The sequence below is a fragment of the Stenotrophomonas sp. GD03794 genome, from assembly GCF_029842145.1.
GTDB lineage: Bacteria > Pseudomonadota > Gammaproteobacteria > Xanthomonadales > Xanthomonadaceae > Stenotrophomonas > Stenotrophomonas riyadhensis.
This window is the reverse complement of record NZ_JAOCFV010000013.1, coordinates 46,898-58,525: the sequence shown is the minus strand read 5'-3', so window position 1 is coordinate 58,525 and position 11,628 is coordinate 46,898. Positions and strand designations below refer to the sequence as shown.

Sequence of the window (11,628 nt, the reverse complement as noted above, 5' to 3'; positions counted from 1 at the left end):
GCTTCTTCTTTCTGGAGCCGATGCACCCATGACTATCTCCGCCAATGACCGCCGCAAGACCTACGTGGGGAACGGCGTCGCCACCGCGTTCAACGGGCCGAGGGCGTTCCTGTCGAGCCACATCCAGGTGTTCACCGGCACGCACCCGGTCTACCAACTGGTGCCGCCGGCTCAGTACACCGTGACAGGACTGCGGGCGAACGCCAGCACGATCACCTTCAACGCTGCGCCTGCTTTGAACCTGGACATCTTGATCCTGCGTACGGTGCCACTCGATCAGCCAGCCGACATCACCAACCAGGGTGCGTTCCTTCCCGAAATCCATGAGGACGCATTCGACTACCGAGTGATGCAGCTTCAGCAGCTGCTCGACAATGGCATGCAGCTCGTCCAAGACCCGGAAAGCGGCGAGTTTGTCTGGGATGCCAAGGGCAGCCGCATCATCAGGGTGGGGGATGCCAAGGGCGATGCCGATGCCGTGAACTTCCGTACCGTGCTGGTGCTGATCGAGCAGATCCAGAATGGTGGCGGGTCGGTAGGCATCGCGCCAAAGTTCTGGTCGTTCGAAGGCGACGGGGAGGTGACTGATTTTCCGCTGGCCGGCGCCGACGTGCTGGATCCACTGTTCTACGACACGGCGCTGGAGAAGACGGCCGGCGCTGGGGACTACCTGGTATCGAAGCCTGGCGACTTCCAGATTCTGCCCGGTGGCGACGGGGTGGCTCCGGCCATTCGCTTCACGACGGCGCCGGCCGATGGGCAGCGAGGCTTTACCACCCTGCGGGGCTATGCCCGGCCCTGGATCGGCGAAACACCGATCTATACGGTCGCGCCCCGCATCGTGAGCGTCACTGGCAACACGACGCTGGCCGGTGATATGCACAACACGCTGATCCTGGCCAACTCGCCAAACCCGATCACCATCACGATCCGCGCCAACACGGGCAGTTCGATCGATTGGAAGGAGGGCCAGTTCTTCTCGGTGCAGCAGGTGGGTGTCGGGCAGGTGACGCTTGCTATTGAAGGCGGGGGGCAACTGAACGTGCCCGATCTCTTCGAGCCGAAGTCGCGTGCCAAGGGGTGCATCTTCAGCGCGACCTGCACGGCGCCGGATGCCGATGCGTGGTCAGCGGCTGGTGATCTGCTTCGGAGCGCGGCGAATCCTGACCTGCAGTCGTTCGTGCTACCCGACCGATCTGCCCTTATCGGGACGAACATCACGGCGGGAACGGGTAAGGGCTCGCTGGTGCTGCCCTATGGTGTGGCGCTTTCTCCGGTGGCGCAGCGCGGTATCTACGCCAGCCTTTCCGAGGCGCAGGCTACAGGCACGCCGCTGACGGTCGACGTGAAGCGGAACGGCACGAGCATCCTCAACGTGAAACTGATGTTCGACAACGGCGAGCGTTCCACGCTGACTGCCTCATTGCCTCCGACGTTCGTCCCCGGCGGCGACCTGCTGGCTGCTGGGGACGAAATCACTTTCGATGTGCAGCAGGTAGGCACTGCCGGCGCAAAGGGCCTGCAGGTCTACCTGGTCGGCCAGAGGTCCAGCTGACATGTCGGCGCGTATCTACGACCGGCCGGACCTCGATCAACGCAGTCGGCTGCTGCCGCTGCTGGTGGTCGGCGACCTGCCGAGGGCGGTCCCATTCGTCGCCTATGAGGGGCGCCTGCAGATCTACAACGCCGTGGGCGGCTGCACGGTGCGCCAGATCGACGGCGACCTGCTGCCGCCCGGCCACCAGCTGTATGTCGACCAGGCCACAAAGCAGGTGGTGCTGACCTGGCCGGCGTACCAGGCCGGTGCAGCGCCGATTGCCAACCCTGGTTTCGAAAGCGGGCCGACCGGCTGGGACACTGGCGCGGGCTGGGTGATCGCAAAGGAGAATCCGCCCACCGGACAGTGGGCAGCCGGTTACAACAACAACCGCGGCGAGTCGATCATTTCCAGCACGTCGCGGTATGAGGTCTATCCCGGGCAGCGCACCACGGCAAAGTGCAAGGTGCGCCAGGGCGCATCTGCCGAGGGCAACGCCGGCGCCTCGGTCCTACTCGAGTACCGGGACCAGGAGGGCCAGGTTGTCGGCAGGGTCGAAGGCAACCGCGTCATGTCGGCCAGCAAGAATCGGGTGTACGACTCCAACGTGGTCGGCATCGCACCCGCAGGCGCGGCCACGATCAATATCGCCGGCAACGGCATCCGCTACCGCGAAAACAAGATCCTGTTTGTCGACGACTTCGAATGGGACCACACGGTGGCAGCCGTCGGGCTGGATCATGAAGCCGAGTATCGACTCACGCTGATGGTCAGTGACTCGGCCGGCCGGTCGGCCATCTGGCGCGGTTTCATCGGTGATCACCCGATCTTCTTCACCTCGAAACCGTATGCGTTCCAGGTCGTCGAGTCGGCCGAGGCGCAGTTCGGGGTGCGCAGCGGCGCAATGTCGGTTCCACCGTCCATAGCCGAAGCGCTCGACGCCGATTTCAGCCTGCTGGGCGGCGAGCTGCGACAGCCGCTGGTCAACTTCTCGATGCCGCCGGATGCGCTATTCGCCACGTTCTCCGTGGGAGGTGGCGAGCTGCGGGACACCCTCATCAAGTACACGGCACAGCCCGAAGCCCTCGACGCTGGGCTGCTGCTTCAGTCAGGGACGCTGCGGCAGATCCTGATCACCACCACGATGCCGGCTGACGGTATCGATGCCGCTTTCACCATCAACTCGGGAACACTCGCATGAACAACGGGATCAATGCCAACGCAGTACTGGAGCTCGGCGTGGCCGGGCGATTCAAAATCGAAGCCGCCAGGCTGGACGAAAGCGGACAGGAGATTGCTGGATCTCGCCGCCTTGCAGCCGACTGGTTCGACAACCTGGTGGTGGACGCCGGATTGAATCGCATGGGGGGATTCGACGGTTGCCTCGACTTCGCGATGGTTGGTTCAGGCAACGCTGCTCCGCTGCCATCCAATACCACTCTGCAAAGCAGAGTTGGTAGCACGTCCACGAAGACCAGCAATGTGAACGGGAGTAATGCTTCTCCGCGCTACGGCTGGAGGCGCATCACGTTTCGTTTCGCGGCTGGTGCTGCTGCGGGCAATCTCTCGGAGGTCGGCGTAGGTTGGGATAGCACCAACATTACCAGCCGTGCGCTGATCCTCGATGGCAGCGGCAACCCAACGACCATCACCGTGCTTCCCGATGAAATTCTGGATGTCACCTATGAGTTTCGCGTGTACTTCTCGGAGGCCGATAGCTCCTTCAATGTCACGATCAGCGGTGTCACCTACGCGTGCGTTCTGCGCCCGGCTATCGTGAATGATTCGACCTACGGAATTCAGTATGGAAACGTAATCTCGGTGAACTCATTCAATGGGGCAATTGCACCACGAGCTTTCGAAACGGATGTTCTCGGCGCTATCACAGGGCAGCCAGCTGGATCGGGCAGCACTTTGTCCCTCAGCAACGCTCCATATGTTGCAGGAAATTTCTACAGTGACTGCACGATCACCGCCGATCTGAACATTGCAAACTTCACCACGGGGATCGGGAGCCTGCGGATCGACAACACGCTGGCCAAGTATCAGGTGTCGTTCAGCCCCAAGATCCCGAAGGATGCGACCAAGAAGCTGACGCTGAGCGTCCGCACCACCTGGAGCCGACATGTTCCCTGACATGACGTTGTCGAGCGTTCCGCTTCAGGGCGACTTCGTGGAGAAGGTGAACGCCCGCCGGGCGCCCCTGATAGATTACGAGCTGGCAGGGGTTGCCCTTGGCGATGCCAGCAGCGGCCTGCAGGTGCGACTGTGGACCATTGAGGTCAAGGGCGATGACGCGGTCCTGAGTGCCGAGGGGGTGGCGCCGGTTGTCCTGTTCAGCCGGCCCGGCATGACCGAGATCGCTCTGGCATTCGATCAGAACATGCGAGCGCACGTCGCCTTCGTGCAGGTCGGCATGGCCTGGCTGTGGTGGTACGACTCTCAGGTGAATCAGATGGTGTTCACCAGCTTCCCGGGCATGAGCAACCCCCGTCTGGCCACGGACGAGAAGCGGGGCTCCGAGCTGTCGGTGTCCGACGTGGTCCTGTCGTACATGAGCGGGGGAAACCTGTGCTGCCGGATCCAGCGGGAGCGGTTCACGGTCGAGCGTGTGCTGACCGCAGCGCCTGGCCTGCAGCTGGTGTCAGTGGCTAAGAACGCCGGCAACCGGCTGCAGTGGGAGTGCTTTCCGGTCGCCTGACCGGAGCGGGGAGGGTCGAGCCAAGCTCGGCCCTCCCAGTTCAGGCAACCTGGATCAGCAGATCCTCCCGGTTGTTCCGAGGCGTGTTCACCGCGCGGCTGACCCTGTACGCCTCCATGGACGGGGGCGAGCTTGCCAGCAGCATCGCCATGGCATCGTCGGGGCTCGCTGCCATCCAGTCATCTATCTGTTCGGTCTGCAGCCAAACAGGCATGCGGTCGTGGATGTCGGCCGAGACGCCGCTGCTGTCGCCGGTGATGATGGTGAAGGTGCCCAGGTTCCCCTCGGGCAGCAGCGGGCTGGTGTCCTCCCACAGGCCGGCGGCCAGCAGCGGCCCATTGGCGTGGATAAACCACGGATCCTTCTTCCCGTCCTCGGGGCTGACCGACCACTCGTAGTAGCCAGTCATCGGGATCACGCAGCGGCGCTTCTTGAACGCCGACCGGAAGGCGGGCTTGGTGGCCACTGTCTCGATCCGCGCGTTGATGGTCGAGCCCTGCAGGCCTTTTGCCTTGGCCCAGAACGGAAGCAGACCCCAGGCCAGGCGGGTGACCTGCCGGCCTTCGCCGCGGTCCAGGATCACCGAGGCGCGCTGTGTCGGCGCCAGGTTGTAGCTGGGCTGGATCTCGGCCAGGCCGGGGGCAAGGTCAGCCAGCCCCGGCTGGCCGAAGTCGACAACGGGGAGCTGGACGAATCGACCGCACATGGCTGGAGCGTAGCGCGGCCGGCCGTTCCGGGGGCGTGATCCCGAACGGTTCAGCCGGTGAACGATCCCTTGTCGCAGCCTTTGCGACGGCCGGTCGTATCCTTTCGGCCATGCTTCCCTCGCACGGCTACCAAGGTTTCCGCACCGCCCCGATCCCCTCTGGCTGGGTCCAGAGCGGTGAGCGCTGGGCGCTCTGGTACAACGGCCGGGAAACGGCGAACGTCACGCTCGATGGCGGTCCTGGCGTCCGGCTGTGGATGGAGGGCCAGAAGATGTGGCACACCAAGGAAGCGCGCGCCGCCAACGTCCGACAGGCGAAGCGCTACGCCGAGCGCTGGTGCGCCGCCAGGCTGTATCCCGAGCTTCCGCTGCGTGAGGCCGTCGCCCGGCTGACCGACAGCACGCCGATCCAGTTGCCCCCGCCACCACCTGGCCTGCCGCCGACCCGCGAGCAGCAGCAACAGGCCCAGCGCCTGGCCGAGGCCGGAGCGAAGGAGATCGAGCGGATCAAGGCAGCACTCGAACCGCGTAAGCCGCCGGCAGATACGAAGCCCCGAGCGAGGGACGTCCGCAGCAAGGCGTGGCTCAGGGCAGGGCTGCAGCAGATGCGACGAGGGGTGTAGCGAGGGAGAAAAGAGAGAAGAAAAAAGGCGGAGCCGGAAGATTCACGACTCCATTACGCCATTTTCTTGGAAACCCTTATGTCGCAAGGGTCTTTGGTGCCGGTGAAAGGACTCGAACCTTCATGGGGTTACCCCCGGCTGATTTTGAGTCAGCTGCGTATACCATTCCGCCACACCGGCAGGCAGCGTGCGAGTGTAACCGAGGTTGGCAGGCCTTTCATAGAGGCAAGGCCAAACAGGGCGCTTCCTGTCGGCTTCGGCTCTGTGGTGGCTATACTGCGGCGGCTTGAATGCCTCCAGGAGCAGTAGCCGATGACAGTGTTGCAGGACCTGAGGGTGCTGGTGGTAGAGAACGACGAGATGAGCGCCGCACTGCTGCAGATGCAGCTGGTGCACGCCGGTGCGACCGTGGTCGGGCTTGCAGCGAGTGTGGACGAGGCGCTGCGGCTCCTGCAGGAAAGCTCTCCAGACGTGGCGCTGCTCGATTACCGCTTGGCGCGGAACGAGACCAGCGAACCGGTGGCCGCAGCGTTGTCGGCACGTGGCGTGCCGTTCGTGCTGGCGACCGGGATGCTGGCTGAGCAGCTGCCCGCGTCGATGCTGACCGGCGTGCTGCTGGTCAAGCCGTACCTGTCGGCGGATCTGTGCCAGGCGCTGGTGCGCGCGGTGGGTCGCTCCCGGGTCAAGGCCTGACTGGCTCTGGCGGAGACCACGAGCGTATGCTGCTCTGGCCTGAATGCTCAGGCCTACAAGGAGAGTGGCATGAAGAAGTGGATCAAGCGCATGGTTGCTGCGGGTGTCCTTTCAATGGCGGTCTTCGGTGGTACGGCCTCTGCCGCGTGGTGCGGCCAGCCCTGTTTCCAGCTCTACAAGAGCTGTATCGCACGGGGCGGTGAGGTCGAACAATGCCTGCAGGAACAGGCCTTCTGCGAAGAGGCGATGTGCGGCGGCAATCCATGATCCAGGAACCCCGCCCAGGCGGGGTTTTTCATCTGCGCGCAGTGTTCAGCCCACTTCCTCGTACACATAGCGGACGTCCTCACGGTCGTCGAGAATCCGGTATTGCCGGGCCAGGTCATCCGGATCGGGATTGAGCCAGGCGTCCAGGTGCTCCCTGCGGATCGGCACCACGCCGCGATCATGGCCTGCAGCGGCGACGTCGTGCGAAGGCGCGTCGGTGATCGTGGCGAATGACAGCAGGCGACCTTCCGGGCCCTCCCATTCGGCCCAGAGGCAGGCCAACAGCAGGTCACGCTGTGGATCGGGGCGGAACTCCAGCACCACGTCATCTTCCTTCTCGCCGGCGTCGAGCGTGCGCCCGGCGATGGCATGTCGGGGGACGTGCTCGTAGAACGCCTGCACCACCACCACGCCATGACGCAGGCCGAACGCGCCGCGCCAATAGCCTTCCAGGCTGTCGCGCCGCGCGTTGTAGGTGCCCGGATAGAGCACGTCGTTGCGCGCGGGCTTGTCCGGCAGCCGGCACTGGTAGCGCATCGGCTTGATCACGCGTTTGCCGCCCTCGCTGACCATCACCGGTGCGTAGGTGCCGGGGAAAATGCGGTTGTCACGCGGCAGCAGCTGTACCCGGTGCAGGTCTTCCAGCCGAGCCTGCGCACGATCGATGCGGTTGCCGGCCACGCGCAGGTCGTTGCGTGCCTTCTGGGTGGGGCGGGTCGCCAGCGTGGCGTTGGCGATATCGCGTCGTTCGCGCTGGCGCGCCAGCTCCGCCTCGAGATCGTGACGTTCCTGCGCGTGCCATTGCTGGATCTTTGCCACGATGTCGCGGCCCTGCTCGGTGCGCGCAGCGGCAAAGCCGTCGTCCATGGCCTTGGGCGTCTTCGGGCGCTTCTTGCCGGGATCATGCGCGTACAGCTCCGCGAAATCTTCCAGCGACAGGATGGCGCCGAACTCGCGGACCAGCTTGGCGTAGTCGGCGCGGATCAGGGCGGAATAGCACATGGATGTTCTGCCGGCATGGGTCGCAGCAGCTGCGACGTGGATGCGGCAGGATAGCCCGACCTACAGGGAGATACCGCATGAACGATTCCGTCGCCTGCCAGTTCCGCGAGGCCGTGCCCACGGTCGAGGACTACTGCCAGCTGCGCGTGCTGGCGGGCCTCAGTGCCAAGAGCCAGGAGGCCGCAGCGCGCGCACTGCCCAATACGCTGTTTGGTGTCTGTGCGTACCAGGGCAGTGAGCTGGTAGCGATGGGGCGCATCGTCGGTGATGGTGGCTGCCACCTGCAGGTCTGCGATATCGCCGTGTTGCCGCGGCTGCAGGGGCAGGGCCTGGGCAAGGAAGTGATGCGTCGCCTGGATGGCTGGATGCAGGCGAACCTGCCGCCATCGGCGTACGTCAGCCTGCTTGCCGATGGTGAAGCGCACCGGTTGTATGCGCAGTTTGGCTTCGCGCCCACCGCGCCGGCATCGATCGGGATGTATCGCCGGTTCTGAGGTGTGGTCGAGGATGAAGCCATCCACGCCCTGCGTGGATGGGGGCGGGCTGGATGGCAGATCACAGGCAAAGAAAAACCCCGGCCGAAGCCGGGGTTTTAAAGAATTGGCGTCCCCACGGGGATTCGAACCCCGGTCGCCACCGTGAAAGGGTGATGTCCTAGGCCTCTAGACGATGGGGACGCACGAAAACTTCAAGTTGTAGATCCTTCGACGGCCTAATGTCGAAGTGGTGGAGCCAAGCGGGATCGAACCGCTGACCTCCTGCATGCCATGCAGGCGCTCTCCCAGCTGAGCTATGGCCCCATGAAACTCCGGATGATCTGCCGGGAGCAGAGTCCGTTTTGAAACTGGCGTCCCCACGGGGATTCGAACCCCGGTCGCCACCGTGAAAGGGTGATGTCCTAGGCCTCTAGACGATGGGGACGCACGAAAAACTTCAAGTTGTAGAACCTTCGACGGCCTAATGTCGAAAGTGGTGGAGCCAAGCGGGATCGAACCGCTGACCTCCTGCATGCCATGCAGGCGCTCTCCCAGCTGAGCTATGGCCCCGTGTTACCGAGCCGCCTATCATACCTGCGTGTTCACGTTTGTGGAAGTCTTTTTTGAACTTTTTTCGTTCCGGTTCAACCGCAGCCACGAGGGCAGGGGAACCGCAACGCCACAAGCTGAATGCCGGTAGGCGGTGAACAAAAAAGACCCGGTTATCGGCCGGGTCCTCGTTGTTCGTGATGAGTGGCGTCCCCACGGGGATTCGAACCCCGGTCGCCACCGTGAAAGGGTGATGTCCTAGGCCTCTAGACGATGGGGACGCAATTCTCATCAATGTTCTTTAGCGACCTTTCGACGGCCTAATGCCGAAAGATTGGTGGAGCCAAGCGGGATCGAACCGCTGACCTCCTGCATGCCATGCAGGCGCTCTCCCAGCTGAGCTATGGCCCCACGTCGCTGAGGAGCGAAATAATAGCCTTGCCCCAGGGGGTTGGCAAGCATTTGTTGCACTTTTCTTCACGCGTGTTGCGACGCCGATGTCAGTCGCCTGCGGCCGTGGTGTCGTCGGCCAGAGCGGCCAGGATCGGGCACTGGTCCAGCGCGCCATGGCCGGGGCAGGCGTCGACCAGCTGCGACAGCGCGATGTGCATGCGCTGCAGTTCGGCCATCCGTTGTGCGATGTCCTGCAGGCGGGCCTGCGCGGTGTCGCGCACGCTGCCCATGTCCTGCTGGTGGCGATCACTGAGCGCGAGCAGTTCTCCGATCTCCTCCAGGCTGAAGCCCAGTGCCTTGGCGCGGCGGATGAAGCGCAGCCGGCGCAGATCCGGCTCGCCGAAGATGCGGTAACCCCCGGCCGAGCGGGCCGCCGTCGGCAGCAGCTGCTGGCGTTCGTAGTAGCGGACCGTATCGATCGGCACGCCTGCCTGGCGGGCCAGTTGTCCAATGTTCATGGCGGATTCCTGCGGGGGCTGCCGGCCATTGTGAAGCCTTGAGTCTGGTCGAGAGTCAAGGCTTTGCAGCGATGTGCGTATTCAGCGCACTTTGCAACTTTCTTCATAGCCCTGCCGCTGGACCAGTTCCTACCCTTCGCCTGAACCGGCCATTCGATGGCCTGCAACGAACCGAGGAGGTGGTCAGTGGATGGAATCAGGAACGAGGGATTCGTCGAGGTCGCGGTGGTCGAGTATCCCGGAGGCGATCCGTCCGCCGCTTCGGTGCTGGCGGAGATGGCGCACGTCGCCAATCGCCTGGCCCAGCAGCAGCGTCGGCCGTTCAAGCGCGTGGTGGTCACACGCTGGATCGTGCCGGCCAGCCAGACTGGCGTACATCGCATCGCCGGTGCGGAAATGCTCGATGCAGCCATTCCGGCGGTGATCGCTGTTCCCGGCCAGATCAGCGCAGGTGCCTGCCTGCGTGCCGAGGAAGTGCTGCTTGACTGGCTGCGCGCGCACTACGACGGTGGCAGTCTGCTGGCCGCCGCCAGCGACGGGGTCAGCGTGCTGGCGCGCGCCGGGTTGCTGGCGGGGCGCACGGTAAGCGGGCCTGATCTGGGCCGTCATCCGGGCCTGCAGGCGCAGGCCGCGAGCTGGGTGCCCAGTGAGCGGGCGCTGGTGGATGATGGCGATCTGCTGACGGTGGGAGGATCACAGGCGTGGCGCTTCCTCGGCCTGCGCCTGCTGTACCGGCTGCATGGGCAGGGCGTGGCCAGCGCTGTCGCACAGCAGCTGGGCATCACCGTGCCGGCGCCGATCCAGCAGGACCTGGAGCGCTTCAGTGCCAATTTCGCTCATGGTGATCGCGACGTGCTGAAGGCGCAGCGGTGGCTGCATACCACTGCGGCACGAGGTGCCACCCTGGCTGCGATCTGCGAGGTTTCCGGGTTGGAGCCGCGCACGCTGCAGCGACGGTTTCTTCGGGCTACCGGTCTGCGCCCGATCGAATACTGCCAGCGGCTGCGCATTGCCAAGGCCCAGACCCTGCTGCAGCAGGGGGGCGGCATCGACGAAGTCGCCTGGGGCGTGGGCTATGCCGATCAGAGCGCTTTCCGTCGCCTGTTCCTTCGTATCGTGGGAATGACACCGGCCAACTATCGCCGCCACGTCAACAGCAAGCGGCGTGAGCGGCCCCTGATGCCCTCGGTCGCAGGCAGCCTGCGGGGGTTGCAGGCACCGTCGGGTGTGCAGTTGGGCCGAAGTGCCGCCTGATGCCTGATGTCGGGCAGCGCTTGCAACCTGGGCGCGACGCTTCGACCATGCAGGCAGTGGACGATTGAGCAGGTGGGCTGATGTCGAGTGTTGGACCGGTTCCCATGCCGGTAGTGTTGATCCTCGTTTGCATGTTGCTGGCCATGGCTGTTGCCCGTCTGTGGCCACGCAGGAAAGGCGAAGCGCCGCTGCCATCGGCAGCAAGCATGGTGTTGGACATGCTGTTGATCGGCCTGTTGTGTGGCCGCATCAGTTTTGTCGCCCTGAACTTCGCGCTCTACCGCGAGGCGCCCTGGGGCATTCTGCAGATCGCCGACGGCGGCTATCACCTGGCGGTGGTGCTGGTGGCAGGTCTGGCCTGGGGGTTGTGGCGCTTGCGGCGGTGGCCTGCGCTGCGTGCGCCGGTGCTGGCCAGCGCTCTGATTGGCGTGCTGCTCTGGGCGGGTGGTGGCCTGCTGCTGTCGGCCTGGCAGGAGCGGCAGATGCCGTTGCCGGCGCTGCAGGTGGCGGACCTTCAAGGCGATCGTATCGATCTGCAGCAGTTCCGCGGCAAGCCGCTGGTGCTGAATCTGTGGGCCACATGGTGCGGGCCCTGCCGCCGTGAGATGCCGGTGCTGGCGGCGGCACAACAGGCACATGATGACGTGCAGTTCGTATTCCTCAACCAGGGCGAAACCCTGGAGGAGGTCCAGGGTTTCCTTGCCAGCGAACGACTGATGCTGGGCAACGTGTTGCTGGATGATGACGCTGTCGCTTCAACCGTGCTCGGCGTGCAGGCGTATCCTTCCACGCTCTTTTTCGGTGCCGATGGGCGCCTGCGTGAACTGCACCTGGGCGAACTGACTGCGGCCGGCCTTGAACACAAACTGCGCCGGCTGCGGTAGCCTGCGCGGGCATCTCACTACGGAG

The 11,628-nt window shown here is 64.3% G+C and carries 13 protein-coding genes and 7 tRNA genes; 10 read left to right on the top strand and 10 right to left on the bottom strand.

What is annotated here, in order from left to right:
- Positions 1 to 28: 28 nt before the first annotated feature.
- The 4 genes from N5D91_RS09500 to N5D91_RS09485 are packed head-to-tail and all read left to right on the top strand — an operon-like array spanning position 29 to position 4,238.
- On the top strand, positions 29 to 1,555 hold the full coding sequence (locus tag N5D91_RS09500) for a hypothetical protein (RefSeq protein WP_279908355.1): 1,527 nt from the start codon (positions 29 to 31) through the stop codon (positions 1,553 to 1,555).
- A gap of 1 nt (position 1,556) precedes the next feature.
- A complete protein-coding gene (locus N5D91_RS09495; RefSeq protein WP_279908353.1) occupies positions 1,557 to 2,738 on the top strand; it encodes a hypothetical protein in 1,182 nt (393 codons plus the stop codon).
- Positions 2,735 to 3,673, top strand: coding sequence for a hypothetical protein (locus N5D91_RS09490; protein ID WP_279908352.1), 939 nt, complete (start codon positions 2,735 to 2,737; stop codon positions 3,671 to 3,673). Before N5D91_RS09495 ends, N5D91_RS09490 begins: the two co-directional genes overlap by 4 nt.
- On the top strand, positions 3,663 to 4,238 hold the full coding sequence (locus N5D91_RS09485) for a hypothetical protein (protein ID WP_279908350.1): 576 nt from the start codon (positions 3,663 to 3,665) through the stop codon (positions 4,236 to 4,238). The genes N5D91_RS09490 and N5D91_RS09485 overlap by 11 nt, the downstream gene beginning before the upstream one ends.
- A 40-nt stretch (positions 4,239 to 4,278) precedes the next feature.
- Here the strand turns inward: N5D91_RS09485 and N5D91_RS09480 are convergent, their stop codons facing one another.
- Positions 4,279 to 4,944, bottom strand: coding sequence for an SOS response-associated peptidase (locus N5D91_RS09480; protein ID WP_279908348.1), 666 nt, complete (start codon positions 4,942 to 4,944; stop codon positions 4,279 to 4,281).
- A gap of 110 nt (positions 4,945 to 5,054) precedes the next feature.
- Here N5D91_RS09480 and N5D91_RS09475 point away from each other — a divergent pair, with 110 nt between their 5' ends.
- Positions 5,055 to 5,567, top strand: a complete 513-nt coding sequence (locus tag N5D91_RS09475; protein ID WP_279908396.1) for a hypothetical protein — start codon at positions 5,055 to 5,057, stop codon at positions 5,565 to 5,567.
- A 94-nt stretch (positions 5,568 to 5,661) separates the two neighbouring features.
- On the opposite strand, the gene N5D91_RS09470 is transcribed toward N5D91_RS09475, so the two are convergent.
- Positions 5,662 to 5,747: transfer RNA gene (locus N5D91_RS09470), tRNA-Leu, on the bottom strand.
- A gap of 132 nt (positions 5,748 to 5,879) precedes the next feature.
- On the opposite strand from N5D91_RS09470, the gene N5D91_RS09465 reads away from it, so the two are divergent.
- Both N5D91_RS09465 and N5D91_RS09460 read left to right on the top strand, forming a co-directional pair.
- Positions 5,880 to 6,260, top strand: coding sequence for a response regulator (locus tag N5D91_RS09465; RefSeq protein ID WP_110712712.1), 381 nt, complete (start codon positions 5,880 to 5,882; stop codon positions 6,258 to 6,260).
- Positions 6,261 to 6,329: 69 nt separating this feature from the next.
- On the top strand, positions 6,330 to 6,527 hold the full coding sequence (locus N5D91_RS09460) for a hypothetical protein (protein WP_010484956.1): 198 nt from the start codon (positions 6,330 to 6,332) through the stop codon (positions 6,525 to 6,527).
- Positions 6,528 to 6,572: 45 nt separating this feature from the next.
- Here N5D91_RS09460 and N5D91_RS09455 read toward each other — a convergent pair whose 3' ends face one another.
- Positions 6,573 to 7,529 carry an SOS response-associated peptidase family protein gene (locus tag N5D91_RS09455; RefSeq protein ID WP_110712711.1) on the bottom strand — a complete coding sequence of 319 codons (957 nt, stop codon included), beginning with the start codon at positions 7,527 to 7,529 and terminating at the stop codon, positions 6,573 to 6,575.
- Positions 7,530 to 7,606: 77 nt separating this feature from the next.
- Between N5D91_RS09455 and N5D91_RS09450 the strand changes: the two genes are divergently transcribed.
- Positions 7,607 to 8,023: a GNAT family N-acetyltransferase gene (locus tag N5D91_RS09450; protein WP_153856087.1), complete on the top strand. Its 417-nt coding sequence runs from the start codon at positions 7,607 to 7,609 to the stop codon at positions 8,021 to 8,023.
- 107 nt (positions 8,024 to 8,130) lie between these two features.
- Here N5D91_RS09450 and N5D91_RS09445 read toward each other — a convergent pair.
- The 7 genes from N5D91_RS09445 to N5D91_RS09415 all read right to left on the bottom strand — a co-directional run bounded on the left by N5D91_RS09445 (position 8,131) and on the right by N5D91_RS09415 (position 9,465).
- Positions 8,131 to 8,206 (bottom strand) — tRNA-Glu (locus N5D91_RS09445).
- Between the two features lie 47 nt (positions 8,207 to 8,253).
- Positions 8,254 to 8,329 (bottom strand) — tRNA-Ala (locus N5D91_RS09440).
- A gap of 45 nt (positions 8,330 to 8,374) precedes the next feature.
- Positions 8,375 to 8,450: transfer RNA gene (locus N5D91_RS09435), tRNA-Glu, on the bottom strand.
- A 49-nt stretch (positions 8,451 to 8,499) separates the two neighbouring features.
- Positions 8,500 to 8,575 (bottom strand) — tRNA-Ala (locus N5D91_RS09430).
- 184 nt (positions 8,576 to 8,759) lie between these two features.
- Positions 8,760 to 8,835: transfer RNA gene (locus tag N5D91_RS09425), tRNA-Glu, on the bottom strand.
- Between the two features lie 54 nt (positions 8,836 to 8,889).
- Positions 8,890 to 8,965, bottom strand: a tRNA-Ala gene (locus tag N5D91_RS09420).
- A gap of 89 nt (positions 8,966 to 9,054) precedes the next feature.
- Complete coding sequence (locus tag N5D91_RS09415) at positions 9,055 to 9,465, bottom strand: heavy metal-responsive transcriptional regulator (RefSeq protein ID WP_180854615.1); 411 nt, start codon at positions 9,463 to 9,465, stop codon at positions 9,055 to 9,057.
- A 186-nt stretch (positions 9,466 to 9,651) separates the two neighbouring features.
- Between N5D91_RS09415 and N5D91_RS09410 the strand changes: the two genes are divergently transcribed.
- Positions 9,652 to 10,719 carry a helix-turn-helix domain-containing protein gene (locus N5D91_RS09410; RefSeq protein ID WP_110712708.1) on the top strand — a complete coding sequence of 356 codons (1,068 nt, stop codon included), beginning with the start codon at positions 9,652 to 9,654 and terminating at the stop codon, positions 10,717 to 10,719.
- Positions 10,720 to 10,799: 80 nt separating this feature from the next.
- A complete protein-coding gene (locus tag N5D91_RS09405; protein WP_164162581.1) occupies positions 10,800 to 11,603 on the top strand; it encodes a TlpA disulfide reductase family protein in 804 nt (267 codons plus the stop codon).
- The last annotated feature ends 25 nt before the right edge of the window (positions 11,604 to 11,628 follow it).